This is a genomic window from Spongiactinospora rosea (assembly GCF_003315795.1).
GTDB classification, from domain to species: Bacteria; Actinomycetota; Actinomycetes; order Streptosporangiales; family Streptosporangiaceae; genus Spongiactinospora; species Spongiactinospora rosea.
On record NZ_QMEY01000023.1, the window covers coordinates 1 to 17,939 of the forward strand.

A 17,939-nucleotide genomic window follows, 5' to 3' on the forward strand; every position below is an offset into this window, starting at 1 on the left:
GAGGACCGGGACGGACGAACCTCTGGTGTGCCAGTTGTATCGCCAGGTGCATGGCTGGTTGGCTACGTTCGGGAAGGATAACCGCTGAAGGCATCTAAGCGGGAAGCTTGCCTTGAGATGAGGTCTCCCTCCCATTTTGGTGGGGTAAGGCTCCCGGTGGATGACCGGGTTGATAGGCTGGTGGTGGAAGCGTTGTGAGGCGTGGAGCTGACTGGTACTAATAGGCCGAGGACTTGACCACAACAAACATGTCTGTGCTGTGTGTGGTGCTCGCGTTCACTGTGTGATTCTGAGACTGCAACCAGGTCACGCCCATCGTTGTGGTGGGTTGTGCCGGTTGGTGGTTTCGATGTGTTGCGGTGGTTATTGCGGTGGGGAGACACCCGGTTACATTCCGAACCCGGAAGTTAAGCCTGCCTGCGCTGATGGTACTGCACTGGGGACGGTGTGGGAGAGTAGGTCGCTGCCGCACAATTTTTGAATATGGTGAGAGGTCTCTGGTCGAGACGTGTCCTTTTGAAGGACGTGCCTCGACCAGGGGCCTCTCTCTTTTTTTGCCCTCCTACACCGCGGGGCAGCGGCTGCCCTCCCGGGGAAGTTCCCCGTCAATGAGGTACCGGTCCACGGCGTCGTCCACGCAGTTCGAGCCGCCCAGCAGATAGGCCCCGTGCCCGTCGCCGTCGTATGTGAGCAGCCGGGCGTTGTCCAGGTGTCCCGTCAGTGCGACCGCCCAGGCGTGAGGCGTCGCCGGGTCGCGTAGGGTGCCGACGACCAGGATGGGTGCGGAGCCCTTGGCATGTGGGATCGAGCGAGGCCCCTTCGGCGGCTGTACCGGCCAGGACAGGCACTGTACCCACGCCAGAGCCAGATCCCCGCCGAACGTACGGTAGTCCCGGGTCCGCCGCGCCGCCTCCGCGGCGGCCTGCCGTGTGGTGCGTGGCCAGTCCGCGCAGCGGATGGCCAGGCCCGCGACCATCTGGTTGGTCCATGTCCCGTCTGGGCGGCGGCCCATCAGCCCTTCGCCGAGGTCGGCGAGGAGTTCGCCGTCCTTCTTCTGAAACGCCGCGCCGAGTGCCTTGCGCAGCAGCGGCCAGAGCTGCTTGGAGTACAGGCCGGCGGCGAGCCCCGTCAGCACCAGGTCGCCGTCGATCCGGCCGTTGAGCGGGCGGGCCTCGGCCGCCTCGACCAGGGCGGCGATCTCCGAAGCGGTCGGTTCCAGCGTCCGAGAGCGGAACGGACAGTCGTCCTGGGTGAGGCAGTCCTCGGTGAAGGCGCGTAGCGCGACCTCCAGGCTCTTCGCCTGGGCCACCGCCAGGTCCATCGGCTCGGCCGCCGGGTCCACCGCGCCGTCCAGTACCGCGACGCGGACCTTCGCCGGGAACAGGTCCGCGTAGGCCGCGCCCAGCTCGGTGCCGTAGGACCAGCCGAGGTAGTTCAGCCGCCGGTCCCCGAGCACGGCACGCAGTACGTCGATGTCGCGCGCCGCGTCGACCGTCCCGATGTGCGGTAGCAGCCACCCGGACGTCCGAGCGCATTCGGCGGCCAGCGCGCGCCACTCCGCCACCGCCTCCTTCTCGCCGTCTCCGAAGGAGAGCGGCGCCTGCCGCTTGGCGAACTCCGCCGGGTCCAGGCAGCGTACGGGGGTCGACTCGCCGACGCCGCGCGGGTCGAAGCCCACCACGTCGAACCGCTTGCGTACCTGCCGGTCGAAGATCGGCCCGGTGCCCCGGGCGTTGTCCAGGCCGGAACCACCGGGGCCGCCCGGGTTGAGGATCAGCGAGCCGATCCGCTCCCCGCCGGGCAGCGCGGGCAGCCGGTTGACCGCGAGCGTGATCTGCCGCCCGCCCGGATCGTCGTAGTCCAGCGGTACGCGCACCTTTGCGCACTGGAAACCCTGCCCGCAGTCCGTCCAGGAGGGACGCTGCGCGTAATAGGGCGCGAGCGCGGCCGATGGCGCGCTGCCCGCGTCCGGCGCGGGGGTGGCGGGCGCGGGGCGGGCCGTGGCGCAGCCGGTCAGCATCATGATGACCGCCGCCACCAGCAGCGCCACATGCATCACCAGGAACGCCGCTCGGGTCTTTCCAGGCCGTTGGAAAAGCATGCGACAAGGGTCCCCTGAATAACGCGGAACCGACAGTCGCGCGCATCATCGGCGGAACATGAGAAATGTCGGCCGGTTCATATGATGCCTGTCATGAAGGGCCGGTGATTCGCGCCACTATCCGGCATGCCGCCATTTCCGGCACGCTCGTGGTAGCGAAGGTGAGCTTTCCCAGGAGCATTCTGGAGGACGCGGATGATCGAGGTTGCCGGCCTCACCAAACATTTCGGGAAGACCCGTGCGGTGCATGGGCTGACCTTTCAGGTACGTCCCGGCGTCGTCACCGGATTTCTCGGTCCGAACGGCGCGGGCAAGACCACGACAATGCGGTTGATCTTGGGTTTGGACCGTCCGACGAGCGGCACGGCGACCGTCAACGGCATGCCGTACACCCGCCTGGACGCCCCGTTGCAGCAGGTCGGGGCCATGCTGGAGGCGCGTGGCGTTCACGGTGGCCGCACCGCGAAGGCGCATCTGCTGGCGCTCGCGCAGAGCAACGGCATTCCGCGCCGGCGGGTCGGCGAGGTCCTGGAGCTGACCGGGCTTTCCACGGTGGCCGGTAAGCGGGTGAAAGGCTTTTCGCTCGGCATGAGTCAGCGGCTGGGCATCGCGGCGGCGCTGCTCGGTGATCCGAAGGTGCTCATGTTCGACGAGCCCATCAACGGCCTGGACCCGGAGGGCATCAGGTGGATGCGCACCCTGCTGAGCGGGTTCGCCGCGCAGGGGCGCACGGTACTGGTGTCCAGCCACATCATGAGCGAGATGGAGGGCCTGGCGGATCAGCTCATCGTGATCGGGCGCGGCGAACTGGTCGCCGACACCACCACCAGAGAGCTGATCGAGCACAATGCCCGCGCTTACATCCGGGTCCGTACTCCGGAGCCCGCCCGGCTCACCGCCGTGCTCACCGCCGAGGGGGCGCAGGTCGCCGCGGCCGAGGGTGAGTTGCGGGTGACCGCGCTGGCCATCGAGCGGATCGCCGAGCTGGCCGCCCGCGAGGGCGTGCCGGTGCACGAGCTGGCCCCGCAGCGGGCCTCGCTGGAGACCGCCTTCATGGACCTGACGGCGGTGGACGTGGAGTTCAGCGGCGCACGGCACAACGGCAAGGAGGGCACCCGATGACCGCGATCGGCGTTTTCGCCTCGGAGGTCACCAAGGCGCGGTCGGTCCGCTCGACGTACTGGACATTGATCGTCGGCGTCCTCGGCTCGGTCGTCCTCGGCGCGCTGGTGTCCGCGACGATGGTGGCCGCCTGGGATCAGCTCCCCCGGATGCAGCGGGCGCTGATCGACCCGGTGACGTTGTCGCTCGGCGGGATGGACGTCGCGATCGTCGCGCTGGCGGTGTTCGGCGCGCTGGTGATCACCTCGGAGTACGGCAGCAGGCAGATCGTGGGCACGCTGACCGCGGTGCCCCGGCGGGGCCTGCTGCTGGGCGGCAAGGCCCTGGTCGTGGGGCTGTTCGGGCTGGTGGCCGGGGTGGTCACGGTCTTCGCGTCGTTCTTCGCGGGGCAGTCGCTGCTCGCCGCCAAGGATCTTCAGGCGAGTCTGGGCGATCCGGGGGTGTTCTGGACGGTGGCCCGGGGCGCGCTGCTGCTGCCGCTGGTCGCGCTGGTGGCACTGGCGGTGGGGACGCTGGTGCGCAGCTCCGCGGGCACGATCGCGATCATGATCGGCGGGATCTACCTGCCCGGGTTCGTGGCGATGGTGCTGCCGAAGTGGCCGCGGGAGAACATCTACCCGTTCTTCCCGGGCGCGGCGGTCACCAACATGATCAATCCGGGCGCGGAGTCGTGGGCGCGATCGGCCACGGGGGCCTCGGTGATCCTGGCCGGCTGGGTGGTCGTACTGCTGGCCGCCGCGGTCGTCGCGCTCGGCCGCCGCGACGCCTGACCGCCCGCGACCGCGCGGCCGCCCGGCGGGCTACAGCCAGCCCATCCGCTGGGCGGTGCGGATCGCCTCCAGCCGGTTGCCGGCGTTAAGCTTGGTCATCGCGCTGGACAGGTAGTTGCGCACGGTGCCCTCGGTGAGGTGCAGCTCGGCCGCGATCTCGCGTACGTCTGCGCCCCGGTCGGCCAGCTTCAGCGCGTCCCGTTCGCGCGCGGTGAGCGGGCTGTCCCCGGCGGCCATCGCGGCGGCGGCCAGCTCGGCGTCCAGGTACCGGCCGCCTGCGTGCACCTTGCGGATGGCGGTGGCCAGTTCCTCCGCCGAGGCGTCCTTGCCCAGGAAGCCGCTGACCCCCACGGCCATCGCCCGGCGCAGGTAGCCGGGGCGGCCGAGGCTGGTCAGGATCACGATCGCGCACTGCCCGCGGATGCGTTCGGCCGCGGTGAGGCCGTCGGCCCCCGGCATCTCGATGTCCAGTACGACGACGTCGGGCCGGTGTCGTTCGACGGCGGCCACGACCTCGTCGCCGCGGCCGACCTGGGCCACCACCTCAAGGCCCTCCTCCAGGCCGATCAGGGCGGCCAGCGCGCCGCGGACCAGGTGCTCGTCGTCGGCGAGCAGAACGCGGATCATGCCGGCATCGCCGCCCGCAGCAGGTATTCGCCGGTGTCGGTGGGGCCGGCGGACAGCGAGCCGCCCTCGGTGGAGATCCGTTCGGACAGCCCGTGCAGGCCGCTGCCCGTCGAGCCGGGCGAGCCGGTCACGCCGTTGTTGCGGATTTCCAGCACCCCTTCGTGAATCGTGATCGAGCATTGTGTCGCCGTACTGTGCTTGAGAATGTTAGTGACCCCCTCGCGTACCGCCCAGGCCAGCAGGGCGCGGCGCTCGGGGGACAGGTCGGCGGTCCGCGCGTCCACGGCGCAGCGGATGCCCGCCGCCTCAAGCACGGCGCGCACACTGGCCAGCTCGGCGTCCAGGTCGATGTCCCGATAGCCGCGTACGGCGGCGCGCACCTCCTTCAGCGAGTCCCTGGCCAGCCTGCGCACCTCGTGCATCTCCCCGGCGGCCTTGGCGGGGTCCTTCAGCGCCAGTTTGGCCGAAAGCTCGCTCTTCAGACTGATCACCGACAGGCTGTGCCCGAGCAGGTCGTGCAGGTCGCGGGAGAAGCGCAGCCGTTCCTCCGAGACCGCGAGCTGGGCCCTGGCCTCCTGGCCCGTCTGTAGCTCCTGCGTCGCCCCCCACAGCCAGCGCAGCATCAGCATCAGCCCGGACAGCACGCCCTCCCAGGCGAACATGATCAGCAGGTTGAGGGCCCAGAAGCCCACGCCGCCCGTGCCTTCGTCGCTGTAGATGATCGTCATGTACCAGAGCGGGACGACGGCGATGAAGACCCCTGCGGCGATGGCCGTCTTCAGCCGTATGTGCAGGACGGTCCCCATGAGCCACAGGATGGCGGCGAGTTCGCCGCCGTACGGGTTCATGCCAACGGCCGCCGCGGCGAACAGCCCGCAGACGACGATGTCGGTGGTCGGGCGGGGGCGTTCTCCCGGAAGACCGTGCGGTTCATCCGCCAGAAGCAGACGTAGACCGCGATCAGGCAGATCCCCGCGGCCGCCGAACGCCACCGCAGCGCGGCGTCAAGGTGGTCACCGGACGTGAGCACCAGGGTGGCGAGCTTCTGCAGGCCGACCAGCATGCCGAAGAACGCGCCGATGGTGTCGGCGGCGTAGGTGAAGATCCGCCGGGCCGTGTCCAGCCGTGGGATTCGGGTCATGCCGCTGGGCTCGTCCTTCTGCTGCGCGTGGGGTGACCATTCGATTCTGCTATGCCACCAGGTACGCCGACCACCCTCGGGCGGGCGGGGCGGGGCGCTAAGATCCCGACTGCATCGGGGTTCGGTCCGCGGCGACACAAGGTACGGGAATTGGTCAAGCGACAGCGTTCTACTCGGACTCCGGCACGCCGCCGTCGCCCGGACCCGCGTACCCAGTGGCCCGACCAGGTCCGGGTGTGGCCGCCGGACGACCGTGAGATCCGTCCGCCGCGGCCCCCGCAGGACCTGCCGATCCTCTCGCCCGAGGAGTTCCTGCCGCCACCGCGGCGTGGCCGGGGGCGGGCCGCGGTGGCCGCGTCCGTCGTGGTCATGGCGCTGACGCTGGCGACCGGCGGGGTGTGGGCGGTGATGGGCCCGGCCGACTGCGCCGCCGCCGACCGGGTGCGGGTCACCGCCGCCCCGGAGATCGCGCCGGTGCTGCGCGCGCTCGCCGAGCGCGACGCCGACCGTACCGGCTGCGCGCAGGTGTCGGTGCGGGCGGGCCGGTCGTACGACGTCGCCGCCGCGCTGGCCGCGGGCGAGCCGGGGCCCGACGTCTGGGTGCCCGAGTCCTCGGGCTGGGCCGGTCTGGCCGCCACGGGCGGCGCTCCCGCGCGGGTCGGCGGGGTGCGCGGTCCGTCGGTCGCGCGCACACCGGTGATCCTGGCCGTACGGCAGGCGCGGGCCGGTCGCCTGGCCGCCGCGGCAGGCCGTCCGACCTGGAACATGATGTCGGCGGGCGGCCGGCTCTCGCTGCGGGTCCCCGACCCCCGGCGGTGGGCCGTGGGCCAGGCTGTACTCGGGCTCGGCGACCTCGCCAAGGACGTCTCCGCGCTGCGCGCCGCGATCGTGCCCGACCCGGCCGCCGCACTGGAGGTGCTCGGCGGCGACGCCGGCGTCGCGGCGGTCACCACCGAGCAGCGGCTGTTCACGTACAACGCGGCCGAACCGGAGGTCCCGGCGTCCGGGATCTACCCGGAGGAGGGCGCGGTCAGCCTGGACCACCCGTACCTGGTGCTCACCGAGGACCGCACCCGGCGGGCCACGGCGCTGGTCTTCCAGGACACGGTCACCTCGGCGGAGGGCAGGCGGGCCGTACGGCAGGCCGGGTTCCGCGACGGCGAGGGGCGGGCCGGGGCGGGCGTGGACGAGGAGCGCGGCCTGCGCGCGCAGGAGCCGCCCAGGCTCGCGCCGCTGCCGGTGGCCAGGGCCGCCCGCGCGCTCGACGCGATCGGCGAGGTGACCGCGCCGGTGCGGGTGCTGATGCTGGTGGACACGTCGTGGTCGATGCGCAGGCGGGTGCCCGGTACGGCGGGCACGCGCGCCGCGCTGGCCGGGCGGCTGGTCCGGGAGGGCATCGGCGTGCTGCCGGAGGGCAGCTCCGTGGGCATCTGGCGGTTCGCGCACGGGCTGGACGGCGGGCGCCCCTACCGGGAGGTGCTGGAGATCGGGCCGGTCACGGGCAGGTCCGCGAAGATCCGCGCGGCGTCCGCCGGTCTGGCCACCGGCGTCGGCGGGCGGGCGGGGCTGCGCGAGTCGGTGCTGGCCGCGTACCGCGAGGCGGTCTCGCACGCCTCGGCGGACGAGCCCGGGCTGGTGGTGCTGATCACCGATGGCGGCCCGGACAGCGGCTCACTCGGTCTGGACGAGCTGGTCGCCGCGCTGGGGGAGGAGTCCGACGCCAAGCGTCCGGTGGCCATCGCGGCGGTCGGCTTCGGCCCGGACGCCGGCAGGGCGGAGCTGACCCGGATCGCCGCCGCCACCGGGGGCAGGGCGTACCTCGCCGGGACCGTGCCACGGGCCCGCCAGGCCATCCGCGACGCCGTCACCCGCCGCCCGTGCGCGGTGGAGTGCCGCGACTGAAGCCAAGAAAGAAGCATGCCGCCGGCACATCAGACCGTCAGCCGGCGTCCCTGCGCACACGGGCCGTTCGTGGCCTGTGGCCTGCGGCTGGGGCCGCGGGAGGTTCGGGTGGCCGCGGTGGCGCTTTGTGGGCGCGGCGGGCGGCCACCTTTCGCGGCGTGGCTACTGTTCGGGGGGCTGGGGTGTGACCAGGCGGTAGCCGACCCCGCGGACGGTCTGGATCAGGCGGTCCTCGTGGTCGCCCAGGCGGGCGCGGAGGCGTTTGACGTGGACCGCGATCGTGTTGGTGGACGTGCTGTCCGCGGAGTTCCAGACGTGCCGCATGATCTGCTCACGGGTCACCGTGCGGTCGGCGTTGCGCATCAGGTAGTACAGCAGCTCGAACTCGCGCAGCGGCAGATGGACCGCCTTGCCCGCGACGCGCACCTGATACGCGTGTACGTCCAGCTCCACACTGCCCACCGTCAGCAGCCGGCGCCCCCCCGAGTCGCCGCCGCTGAACGCGGCCTGGACCATCGGCAGCAGCTCGGGCACCCGGTACGGCCGGGCCACGCACGCCGTGGCCCCCGCCGCCAGTGCCTGCACGGCCTGCTCGGCGTGCCCCTCGCCCACACCGAGCAGCACCGGGACGGTACGCGAGCGGCGTACCGCCCGGACGAAGTCCACCGCCCCGATGACCGTGAGCGTCGCGCTGACCAGGACCACGTCGGGCCGGAGCGCGCCCGCCTGGATCAGCGCCTGCGCGCCGTCCGGAGCGCCGGCCACCTCCACGCCTTCGCGTTCGAGCGCCGACGCAAGTTCCCGGATCAGCGCCGAGTCCGGATCGGCCACCAGCAGCATGGGCGCCGTCCGGGTGTCCCCGTCCACCTCGGGTGCCGTCTGCGGCTGGATCACCCGGGTCCTCCAATTGGTCGGCCGAGCTAGCCGAAGCGTCCGGTGATGTAGTCCTCGGTGCGCTTGTCGCTCGGGTTGGTGAAGATGCGACTGGTTTCGTCGTACTCGACGAGGCGTCCGTGCCGTACTCCTGAGTCGTCCACCTCGGCGGTGAAGAAAGCGGTGCGGTCAGAGACCCGGGCGGCCTGTTGCATGTTGTGCGTGACGATCACGATCGTGTAGTCGCGCGACAGCTCCTGCATCAGGTCTTCGATCTTGGTGGTGGCGATGGGGTCGAGCGCGGAGCACGGCTCGTCCATCAGGATCACCTCGGGCTTGACCGCGATGGCGCGGGCGATGCACAGGCGTTGCTGCTGGCCGCCGGACAGGGACAGCGCGTTCTGCTTGAGCTTGTCCTTGACCTCGTCCCAGAGCGCCGCCTTGGTCAGCGCCTCCTCCACGATGCCGTCCATCCCCTTTTTGGTGCCGTTGACCCGGGGGCCGTAGGCGATGTTGTCGTAAATCGACTTGGGGAACGGATTGGGCTTCTGGAACACCATGCCGATCCGGCGGCGGACCTCGATGGGGTCGACGTGATCGCCGTACAGGTCCTCGCCGTGGTACGTGATCTTGCCGGCCGCGCGCGCCCCGGGGATGAGGTCGTTCATCCGGTTGAAGCAGCGCAGCACGGTGCTCTTGCCGCAGCCGGACGGGCCGATCATGGCGGTGATCTCGCGGTTGCCGATGATCATGTTGACGCCGCGCACCGCCTCGTAGTCGCCGTAGAAGACGCTGAGGCCGGAAACGTCGAAGACGGGATCGAGGGCTTGGATGTTGCGGGGGACCTCAGGGCCTCGGACCGTCACGTTCGGCATGGAGGTTCCTACCTCAGACATTCCTTCTCACCAGCGCTTCTGGTAGCGGTTGCGGAGCAGAATGGCCACCGAGTTCATCACCAGCAACAGAGCGAGCAGGATGACGATGGCGGACGAGGCCAGCACCCCGAACTCCGGCCGGGACTGGCCGATCCAGTTGTAGATCTGCAGGGGCAGGGCGGTGAAGCCGTCGGTGAGCGACTCGGGGTTGAACGCCACGAACGTCGCCGCGCCCAGCATGACCAGCGGGGCCGCCTCGCCGATGGCCCGGGACAGGGCCAGGATCGAGCCGGTCGCGATGCCGGGGATGGAGGAGGGCAGCACCTGCCGGTAGATCGTCTGCCACTGGGTCGCGCCCAGCGCCAGCGACCCCTCCCTGATCGACGGCGGTACGGCCCGGATCGCCTCCCGGGCGGAGATGATCACCACCGGCAGCACCAGCAGGGCCAGCGTGAGCGCCCCGGTGATCAGTCCGAAGCCGAGACCGATGACCCGGGCGATGATGCCGAGGCCGAGGATGCCGTAGACGATCGAGGGGATGCCGGCCAGGTTCTGGATGTTGAGCTCCAGCAGCCGGTTGTACCACTTGTTGCGGTCGGCGTACTCCTCCAGGTAGATCGCCGCCAGCACGCCCGTCGGGATGACGAACAGGGCGGTGAGGCCCATCAGGTAGATGGTGCCGACGATCGCCGACTGGGCCCCGGCGTTCTCCGGCCGCCGGATGGAGGGCATGTTCTCCCACAGCCGGGGGTCGAGCCTGGCCCAGCCCTTGCTGATCACGTACGCGAGCAGGACCGCCAGGAAGGCGATCGCGACGACCAGGCTGAGCTGCAGGGCGATCAGGAACACCGTCTCGCGTACCGGACGTCGCCGCCCGGCGAGCCGCCGCGGGCCGGGGCTCGCCGCCTTGCCGATGGAGGTGAGGACGGTCATTCGTAGGCCTCCCGGTAACGCCGTACGACCTTGGCGCTGACGTAGTTCATCAGGAAGGTCATGACGAACAGCAGCGCGCCCACCGCGAAGATGGTCTTGTACTCGATGGACCCGACCGGGACGTCACCCGACCCCGCGCGGGCGATGAACGAGGCCATGGTGTCCATCTCCCTGGCCGGGCTGAAGGTGAAGATCGACCGGCCGCCGGTGGCGATCACCACGATCATGGTCTCGCCGATGGCCCGGGAGAACGCCAGGATGACCGCGGCGATGATCCCGGACAGCGCGGCGGGCAGCACGACCCGCAGCGACACGATCATCCGTGAGGACGCCAGCGCGTAGGCCCCCTCGCGCAGCGAGTTGGGGACCGCGGACATCGCGTCCTCGGCCAGCGAGGCGACCGTCGGGATGATCATCACGCCGACCACCAGGCCACCGCTGAGCGCGTTGCGGTAGTCGAGGGTGAACGGCAGGAAGTCGCGCAGCAGCGGCGTGACGAAGGTGAGCGCGAAGAAGCCGAAGACCACCGTGGGGATGCCCGCCAGGACCTCAAGGACGGGCTTGATGACCTTGCGGACGCGCGGCTTCGCGTACTCCGACAGGTAGATCGCGGCGGCCAGCCCGAGCGGGATCGCGACGATCATCGCGATGATCGTGACCAGCAGGGTGGCCACCACGATGGGCAGCACCCCGAAGCTCGGCGGGTTGAACAGCGGTCCCCACTCGATCGAGGTGAAGAACTCCACCACGCTGACCGTGCCGAAGAACTCGATGGTGGGCTCCAGCAGCGCCGCCACGATACCGATCGTGGTCGCCACGGAGACGACGGCGGCGAGGACCAGGATCACCTTGATGATCAGCTCGCCGTAGCGCGGGCGCGACCGCCCCAGGGAGGGGCCTCCCGGGACGGTCGCCTTGCTGGTTGAGGCCATGGTGGGTCAGCTGCCGGACAGGGACTGGACGGCGGTCTTGAGCTTGCCCTCCTGCTCGGCGTTGAGCGGGATGAACTTCGCGTCGGTCGCGATCTTGTTGATGTTGCCGGAGTAGAAGTCGATGAACGCCTTCACCTCGGGGCGCTTGGCCGACTCGTTCTTGACGTAGACGAACAGCGGACGGGCCAGCGGCGTGTAGCTGCCGTCCTGGGCCGCCTCGACGCTGGGGGTCACGCAGCCCTTGCCCGAGTCGACCTGGACCGCGTTGAGCTTGTCCATGTTCTCCTCGTAGTAGGTGAACCCGAAGTAGCCGAGCCCGCCCTTGGCGCCGCTGACCGCCTGGACCACGTCGTTGTCGTTCTCCGACGCGCTGTAGTCCTTGCGGCTCGCGCCCTCCTCACCGTTGATCTCGTCGGTGAAGTAGTCGAAGGTGCCGGAGTCGGTGCCCGGACCGGCCAGCGCCAGCGGCTCCGCCGGGAACTTGGCGTCGACGTCCTTCCAGGTCTTCACCTTGCCCTGGGCGGCCGGCTCCCAGATCTTCTTGAGCTGGTCGGTGGTCAGGCACTTGGCCCAGTCGTTCTCCTTGTTCACCACCACGGTGAGCGCGTCGGTGGCGACCGTCAGCTCGGTGAACGCGACGCCCTTGGAGTCGCAGATCGCCTTCTCCTCGTCCTTGATCGGACGGGAGGCGTTGGAGATGTCGGTCTCCCCGTTGCAGAACTTCTCGAAGCCGCCGCCGGTGCCGGAGGTGCCCACCGACACCCGTACCTTGGGCTGCTCCTCGGCGAAGAACTCGGATGCGGCCGTGGTCAGCGGCCCGACGGTGCTGGAGCCGTCGGACTTGATGTCGCCGCTGAGCTGCTGCCCGGCCTGCTGCTCGCCGCCCCCCGAGGCGCCGGGGCTGGCGGACGTCTGGTTATTCCCACTGCCGCCGCAGGCCGCGACGAGAGCGATGAAGGCCGCCGATGCTGCCACCGCGCTCAGGCGGCGCTGTCCACTTGTCACGGTCAGTCGTCCTTTGGTCGTTAACTCTTCTCGATGCACCACCGATCCAACTGGCGCAAAGTGAACGACAGTGAAACGAGCCGTGACCGACGTTGAAAGAGGTATGCGGCGATGTGTGAATATGCCGTCAAAGGGCTTGAACCCGGTAAAGCGCAGGAGTCAGTTTGGGAAGCGCGGGCGAGGCCGGGTCAACGTAGGGCGGGCGGGAGACCGGGCCACCACCTGCGGCTGGCATGCTGGAGGCCATGAGCTACCACGTGTGTCTGGTCTGTATGGGCAACATCTGCCGGTCCCCGATGGCGGAGATCGTGCTCCGCCGCACCCTGGCGGAACACGGGCTTGACCGGCAGGTCACCGTGGACAGCGCCGGGACCGACAGCTGGCACCAGGGCGGCCCGATCGACGAGCGGGCCGGGCGGACCCTCGCCGCGCACGGCTACGACGGCTCCGCGCATCGGGCCAGGCAGTTCGAGTCCGCCTGGTTCGGCCAGGCGGATCTGGTACTGGCGATGGACGCCACCAACCTGCGCGCGCTGCGCGCCCTCGCCCCGCCCGGCGCCGAGGTGCGGCTGTTCCGCTCCTTCGACCCCAGCGCGCCGGAGAACGCCGAGGTCCCCGACCCCTACTACGGCGGCGACGAGGGGTTCGTCCAGGTGCTGGACATGGTCCGCGCCGCGTCCGAAGGGCTGGCCAAGCACCTCGCGGCGACCCTCCGGTGAGGATCGTGCGGGAGCTGGGCTCCTCACACGCCTGGAGGCTGAGCCAGGGCGAGCTTCCCGACGGCCGCGCCGTCTTCGTGAAATCGGCCGTGGCGACAGGCGGCGTTCCCCATCTGTTCACCTCCGAGGCGGCCGGGCTCGCCTGGCTGGCCGAGCCCGGCGCGATCGCCGTGCCCGAGGTGATCGAGGCCGGTGACGAACGGCTGGTGCTCACGTGGGTCGAGCCGGGCGATGCCACCGCGGAGGCCGCCGCGCGGCTCGGCCGGGAGCTGGCCCGCACGCACGCGGCCGGGGCCGCCGGTTTCGGCGCGTCCTGGCCCGGCTTCATCGCCGAACTGCCGATGGGCAACGAACCCGCGGACGGCTGGCCGGAGTTCTACGCCACCCGGCGGCTGCTGCCGTTCGTGCGCAGGGCGCGTGACGCGGGGCAGCTCTCCGCGGCCGACGCCGGGCTGGTCGAGCAGGTGGTCGAACGGCTGCCGGGGCTCGCGGGCCCGGCCGAGCCGCCCGCGCGGATCCACGGCGACCTGTGGGGCGGCAACGTGCTGTGGACGGGCGAGCGGGCCATGCTGATCGACCCGGCCGCGCACGGCGGGCACCGCGAGACCGACCTCGCCATGCTGGCGCTGTTCGGGGCGCCGCACCTGGCCACGATCCTGGCCGCCTACCACGAGGAGGCCCCGCTGGCCGACGGCTGGCGCGACCGGGTGCCGCTGCACCAGCTCCATCCGCTGCTGGTGCACGTCTGCCTGTTCGGCGAGGCGTACCGGGGCAGCCTGCTCGACGCCGCCGCCCGCACCCTCGCCCTGTAGCGGACTACACCGGGAGGGTGAGCGGCCCGCCGCCGAGCCGCTTCAGCACGTCTCCGTGCAGCGGGCCGTTAGAGCACACGAGGCTGCCGCCGTCCAGGCCCGGCACACCGGACAGATCAGTCCAGATGCCGCCGGCCTCCTCGACGATCACGGTCAGCGCCGCCATGTCCCACGGCGACAGCTCGGGCTCGGCGGAGACGTCCACCGCGCCCTCGGCGACCAGTACGTGCGACCAGAAGTCGCCGTAGGCGCGGGTGCGCCAGCACGAACGGGTCAGCTCGATGAACGCCGACAGGCGCCCGGCCTTCTCCCACTCCTCAAGGTCGGAGTAGGACAGCGAGGCGTCGCCCAGCCGGGCCACCGACGACACCCGGCAGCGGCTGGCCTTGGTCAGCCCGCGGCCGGTCCACGCGCCGCCGCCCCTGGCCGCCCACCAGCGGCGGCCCAGTGCCGGGGCCGACACCAGGCCGACGACCACCTGATCCCGGTCCAGCAGCGCGATCAGCGTGGCCCACACCGGGACCCCGCGCACGTAGTTCTTCGTGCCGTCGATGGGATCGACGATCCAGGACCGCGCGCCGTACCCCGTGGTGCCGAACTCCTCGCCGACCACAGCGTCGCGCGGGCGGGCCCTGCGCAGCGTGCCGCGGATCGCCTCCTCCACCGCGCGGTCGGCGTCGCTCACCGGCGTCAGGTCGGGTTTGGTCTCGACCTTCAGATCGACCGCCTTGAAGCGGCGCATCGTGAGGTCGTCGGCCGCGTCCGCCATGACGTGGGCGAGCCGCAGATCGTCGGTGTAGTCCGTCACGAGGGGACACGGTATCGCGTCAACGCCCGATCGCCGCTTTCTAGGGACATAGCGTGGTCAATCGGCGTGGCTCGCCTCGGGGTCGGGCTCGCCCTCGCGGCTGGCGAGCAGCCGTCGCAGCGAGGCCAGCCGGGCCGGGCCGGCGTGTCCCTGGCGCACCCACTCGTCCAGCGCGCAGCCGTCGGCCAGGTGGGTGCAGCCCTTGGGGCAGTGCACGGTGCCCTCGACCAGGTCGGGGAAGGCGTGCAGCACGTTGTCGGGGGAGACGTGGGCCAGCCCGAAGCTGCGCACCCCGGGCGTGTCGATGATCCAGCCGCCGCCGGGCAGCTCCAGCGCCACCGCCGAGGTGGAGGTGTGCCTGCCCCGCCCGGTGACCGGGTTGACGTGCGAGACGGCCCGCTCGGCGTCCGGGACCAGGGCGTTGACCAGCGTGGACTTGCCGACCCCCGAATGCCCGACGAGCACGCTGAGCCGGTCGGCCAGCCGTTCGCGCACTTCGTCCAGCTCGCCGCCCTTGTGCACCACGATGTACGGGACGCCCAGCGGGTCGTACAGTGCGACCAGCTCGTCGGGCGGGGCGAGGTCGGACTTGGTCAGGCACAGCAGCGGGTCGATCTCGGCGTCGTAGGCCGCCACCAGGATGCGGTCGATCATCCGCGGCCGGGGCGGCGGGTCGGCCAGCGCGGTCACGATCACGAGCTGGTCGGCGTTGGCGACGACCGGCCGCTCGATGCCGTCGGTGAACTCGGTGTCGTCGGCGGAGCGGCGGAGCATCGACCGGCGCGACTCCACGCGTACGATCCGGGCCAGCGTGTCGGGGCGCCCGCTGACATCGCCCACCAGGCGCACCCGGTCGCCCACCACGATGCCCTTGCGGCCCAGCTCACGGGCCTTCATCGCGGTGACGGTGGTGCGCTCGCCCGCCTCCACCAGGCAGGTGAACCGGCCGCGGTCGACGGCCACCACGAAGCCGGGCACCGCGTCCTCGTGCGCAGGGCGGATCCGCGTCCGTGGCCGGGAGCCCTTGCCCGGCCGTACGCGGACGTCGTCTTCGTCGTATTCCCGCTTCCTCAGCGGCCGTCCTCCAGCATCTCGGCCCACATCCCGGGGAACCGGGGAAGGGTCTTGGCGGTGGTCGCGATGTTCTCCACCCGGACGCCGGGGACGGCCAGGCCGATCACCGCGCCCGCCGTGGCCATCCGGTGGTCGTCGTAGGAGTGGAAGAGCCCGCCGTGCAGCGGCCGGGGCCGCACGGTGATGCCGTCGGGGGTCTCCTCCGCGTCGCCGCCCAGCCGGGTGATCTCGGTGACCAGCGCGGCCAGCCGGTCGGTCTCGTGGCCGCGCAGGTGGGCGATGCCGCGCAGGGTGCTCGGGCCGTCGGCCAGCGCGGCCAGCGCGGCGATGGCCGGGGTCAGCTCGCCCACGTCGCGCAGGTCGGCGTCGATGCCGTGCACCCGGCCGGTGCCGGTGACGGCGAGTCCGCCCTGGGTGCGCCGGACCTCCCCGCCCATCCGCGTCAGCAGGTCGCGCAGCACGTCGCCGGGCTGGGTGGTGTGCTCGGGCCACCCGGGGATCGTCACAGTGCCGCCCGTCACCAGGGCCGCCGCCAGGAACGGCGCGGCGTTGGAGAGGTCGGGCTCGACGGTCAGCTCGCGGGCCGCGATCGGGCCGGGCTCCACCCGCCAGACGTCGCGCTCGGTGTCATCGACCCGTACGCCCGCCGCGCGCAGCATCTCCACCGTCATCCGGATGTGCGGCGCGGACGGCACCGGCGGGCCGTCGTGGCGTACGGTGAGGCCCTTGTCGAAGCGCGGCGCGCACAGCAGCAGCCCCGAGACGAGCTGGGAGGAGGCCGACGCGTCGAGCGTCACCTCCCCGCCGCGCACCGGGCCGCGGATCGTGAACGGCAACGCGTCGCCGTCCACCTGCGCCCCGAGCGCCCGCAGCGCCCGCAGGATCGGCCCCATCGGCCGCTTGCGGGCGTGCGGATCGCCGTCGAAGAACACCTCGCCGCCGGCCAGTGCGGCCATCGGCGGCACGAACCGCATCACGGTGCCGGCCAGCCCCACGTCGATCCGCGCGCCGCCGCGCACCGGCCCCGGCGTGATGGCCCAGTCGACGCCGTCGGCGGAGGTCTCGCCGGCCGGCTCCATCGTCGCGCCGAGCTCGCGCAGCGCCGCCGCCATCAGATCGGCGTCGCGGCTGCGCAGCGCGCCCAGCACGGTGCCCGGGCCGTCGGCCAGCGCGGCGAGCAGCAGCGCGCGGTTGGTCACCGACTTGGAGCCGGGCAGTGGAACCGTCGCCACCACGGGCTCGCGCACGGTGGGCGCGGGCCACGGATCGGGATGCGCAGGCATGGGGCAACTCTACCGGGCGGCCCGCCGCAGGGCCCGCAGACGAATTGGCTGTGTCCTGCCGGATCGGTCCGCCCGGGAATCGCACATGAGAGCGAGTCCAGGTGGCACTCTGGTCTTATGTGCGGGAGATACGCCTCGGCGCGGAAGAAGCAGGAGCTGCTGGAAGAGTTCCGGGTGGAGCTGGACGGGGAGCCCGGGAAGGAGTTGCGGCCCGACTTCAACGTCGCGCCCACCAAAGAGGTCTACGCGGTGCTGAGCCGGGTGCCGAAGGGCGAGGAGCGGGCCGTACGCCAGTTGCGCGTGGTCAAGTGGGGGCTCGTGCCGTCCTGGGCGAAGGACCCCTCGATCGGGTCGCGCATGATCAACGCCCGGGTCGAGACGGTGGCCGAGAAGCCGTCCTACCGCAAGGCGTTCGCGCAGCGGCGCTGCCTGCTGCCCGCCGACGGCTACTTCGAGTGGTACAAGTTCGACGAGAAGCGCAAGCAGCCCTATTTCATCCACCCGGCCGACGGCGGCGTGATGGCGATGGCCGGGCTGTACGAGTTCTGGCGTGACCGGAACAAGCCCGACGACGACCCCACCGCCTGGCTGGTGACCTGCACGGTGATCACCACCACCGCGAAGGACAAGCTGGGCCGGATCCACGACCGGATGCCGATGCTGATCGAGCGCGAGCGGTGGTCGGAATGGCTCGACCCCGAGCTCACCGCCACCGACGACGCCCAGGCGCTGCTGGTCCCGGCCTCGCCGGACCGGCTGGAGGCGTACCCGGTGTCCACCGCGGTCAACAGCGTGCGCAACAACGGGCCGGAGCTGGTCGAGCGCATCGAGCCCGATGACGACAAGGCGATCGTCTGAGCGGCCGGATACGGCCCGTCACCCCCGCCAGGGGCGAAAAGGCCGGGTCACGGCGGTGTAAACGGCCGGTGAAGTGGGCATTCGATCAGGTAAGGGGAGGCTCG

18 protein-coding genes and 2 rRNA genes are annotated in these 17,939 nt (G+C 71.2%); 8 read left to right on the forward strand and 12 right to left on the reverse strand.

Annotated features, from left to right (window positions below; genetic code table 11):
* Both DP939_RS35200 and rrf read left to right on the forward strand, forming a co-directional pair.
* Positions 1-241, forward strand: a 23S ribosomal RNA gene (locus DP939_RS35200); the annotation flags it as partial.
* A gap of 114 nt (positions 242-355) precedes the next feature.
* Positions 356-472: ribosomal RNA gene (gene rrf, locus DP939_RS35205) — 5S ribosomal RNA — on the forward strand.
* A 90-nt stretch (positions 473-562) separates the two neighbouring features.
* On the opposite strand, the gene DP939_RS35210 is transcribed toward rrf, so the two are convergent.
* Complete coding sequence (locus tag DP939_RS35210; protein WP_225878692.1) at positions 563-2,101, reverse strand: alpha/beta hydrolase; 1,539 nt, start codon at positions 2,099-2,101, stop codon at positions 563-565.
* Between the two features lie 195 nt (positions 2,102-2,296).
* Here DP939_RS35210 and DP939_RS35215 point away from each other — a divergent pair, with 195 nt between their 5' ends.
* On the forward strand, positions 2,297-3,223 hold the full coding sequence (locus tag DP939_RS35215) for an ABC transporter ATP-binding protein (RefSeq protein WP_113985173.1): 927 nt from the start codon (positions 2,297-2,299) through the stop codon (positions 3,221-3,223).
* Positions 3,220-3,993 (forward strand): hypothetical protein, encoded by a 774-nt coding sequence (locus DP939_RS35220; protein WP_113985174.1) that lies wholly within the window; start codon positions 3,220-3,222, stop codon positions 3,991-3,993. The genes DP939_RS35215 and DP939_RS35220 overlap by 4 nt, the downstream gene beginning before the upstream one ends.
* Positions 3,994-4,023: 30 nt before the next feature.
* Here DP939_RS35220 and DP939_RS35225 read toward each other — a convergent pair whose 3' ends face one another.
* From DP939_RS35225 to DP939_RS35235, 3 genes are read right to left on the reverse strand one after another with little or no spacing between them, the layout of a single operon-like run.
* Positions 4,024-4,620, reverse strand: coding sequence for a response regulator transcription factor (locus DP939_RS35225; protein ID WP_113985175.1), 597 nt, complete (start codon positions 4,618-4,620; stop codon positions 4,024-4,026).
* Positions 4,617-5,468, reverse strand: coding sequence for a sensor histidine kinase (locus tag DP939_RS35230; protein WP_113985176.1), 852 nt, complete (start codon positions 5,466-5,468; stop codon positions 4,617-4,619). Before DP939_RS35230 ends, DP939_RS35225 begins: the two co-directional genes overlap by 4 nt.
* Entirely contained in the window at positions 5,465-5,761 is a 297-nt protein-coding gene (locus tag DP939_RS35235; RefSeq protein ID WP_113985177.1) for a hypothetical protein, read from the reverse strand. The genes DP939_RS35230 and DP939_RS35235 overlap by 4 nt, the downstream gene beginning before the upstream one ends.
* A 150-nt stretch (positions 5,762-5,911) precedes the next feature.
* Here DP939_RS35235 and DP939_RS35240 point away from each other — a divergent pair, with 150 nt between their 5' ends.
* Positions 5,912-7,663: a substrate-binding and VWA domain-containing protein gene (locus DP939_RS35240; protein ID WP_158578882.1), complete on the forward strand. Its 1,752-nt coding sequence runs from the start codon at positions 5,912-5,914 to the stop codon at positions 7,661-7,663.
* 162 nt (positions 7,664-7,825) lie between these two features.
* Here DP939_RS35240 and DP939_RS35245 read toward each other — a convergent pair whose 3' ends face one another.
* From DP939_RS35245 to DP939_RS35265, 5 genes are read right to left on the reverse strand one after another with little or no spacing between them, the layout of a single operon-like run.
* Positions 7,826-8,557 carry a response regulator transcription factor gene (locus DP939_RS35245; protein ID WP_113985179.1) on the reverse strand — a complete coding sequence of 244 codons (732 nt, stop codon included), beginning with the start codon at positions 8,555-8,557 and terminating at the stop codon, positions 7,826-7,828.
* Positions 8,558-8,583: 26 nt separating this feature from the next.
* Positions 8,584-9,411 carry a phosphate ABC transporter ATP-binding protein PstB gene (pstB, locus tag DP939_RS35250; protein WP_199565628.1) on the reverse strand — a complete coding sequence of 276 codons (828 nt, stop codon included), beginning with the start codon at positions 9,409-9,411 and terminating at the stop codon, positions 8,584-8,586.
* A gap of 27 nt (positions 9,412-9,438) precedes the next feature.
* Positions 9,439-10,344 carry a phosphate ABC transporter permease PstA gene (gene pstA, locus DP939_RS35255; protein ID WP_113985181.1) on the reverse strand — a complete coding sequence of 302 codons (906 nt, stop codon included), beginning with the start codon at positions 10,342-10,344 and terminating at the stop codon, positions 9,439-9,441.
* Entirely contained in the window at positions 10,341-11,276 is a 936-nt protein-coding gene (gene pstC, locus DP939_RS35260) for a phosphate ABC transporter permease subunit PstC (RefSeq protein ID WP_113985182.1), read from the reverse strand. Before pstC ends, pstA begins: the two co-directional genes overlap by 4 nt.
* 6 nt (positions 11,277-11,282) lie before the next feature.
* Positions 11,283-12,281: a PstS family phosphate ABC transporter substrate-binding protein gene (locus DP939_RS35265; RefSeq protein ID WP_199565629.1), complete on the reverse strand. Its 999-nt coding sequence runs from the start codon at positions 12,279-12,281 to the stop codon at positions 11,283-11,285.
* 245 nt (positions 12,282-12,526) lie between these two features.
* Here DP939_RS35265 and DP939_RS35270 point away from each other — a divergent pair, with 245 nt between their 5' ends.
* Together DP939_RS35270 and DP939_RS35275 are read left to right on the forward strand one after the other, a co-directional pair.
* Positions 12,527-13,000, forward strand: coding sequence for a low molecular weight protein-tyrosine-phosphatase (locus tag DP939_RS35270; RefSeq protein ID WP_113985278.1), 474 nt, complete (start codon positions 12,527-12,529; stop codon positions 12,998-13,000).
* Entirely contained in the window at positions 12,997-13,812 is an 816-nt protein-coding gene (locus DP939_RS35275) for a fructosamine kinase family protein (protein ID WP_113985183.1), read from the forward strand. The genes DP939_RS35270 and DP939_RS35275 overlap by 4 nt, the downstream gene beginning before the upstream one ends.
* 4 nt (positions 13,813-13,816) lie before the next feature.
* Here DP939_RS35275 and hisN read toward each other — a convergent pair whose 3' ends face one another.
* The 3 genes from hisN to aroA are packed head-to-tail and all read right to left on the reverse strand — an operon-like array spanning position 13,817 to position 16,977.
* A complete protein-coding gene (hisN, locus tag DP939_RS35280; protein WP_113985184.1) occupies positions 13,817-14,620 on the reverse strand; it encodes a histidinol-phosphatase in 804 nt (267 codons plus the stop codon).
* 57 nt (positions 14,621-14,677) lie between these two features.
* A complete protein-coding gene (gene rsgA, locus DP939_RS35285) occupies positions 14,678-15,694 on the reverse strand; it encodes a ribosome small subunit-dependent GTPase A (RefSeq protein ID WP_113985279.1) in 1,017 nt (338 codons plus the stop codon).
* Positions 15,691-16,977, reverse strand: coding sequence for a 3-phosphoshikimate 1-carboxyvinyltransferase (gene aroA / locus DP939_RS35290; protein WP_113985185.1), 1,287 nt, complete (start codon positions 16,975-16,977; stop codon positions 15,691-15,693). The genes rsgA and aroA overlap by 4 nt, the downstream gene beginning before the upstream one ends.
* 117 nt (positions 16,978-17,094) lie before the next feature.
* Here aroA and DP939_RS35295 point away from each other — a divergent pair, with 117 nt between their 5' ends.
* A complete protein-coding gene (locus tag DP939_RS35295) occupies positions 17,095-17,835 on the forward strand; it encodes an SOS response-associated peptidase (protein ID WP_113985186.1) in 741 nt (246 codons plus the stop codon).
* Positions 17,836-17,939 lie beyond the last annotated feature (104 nt).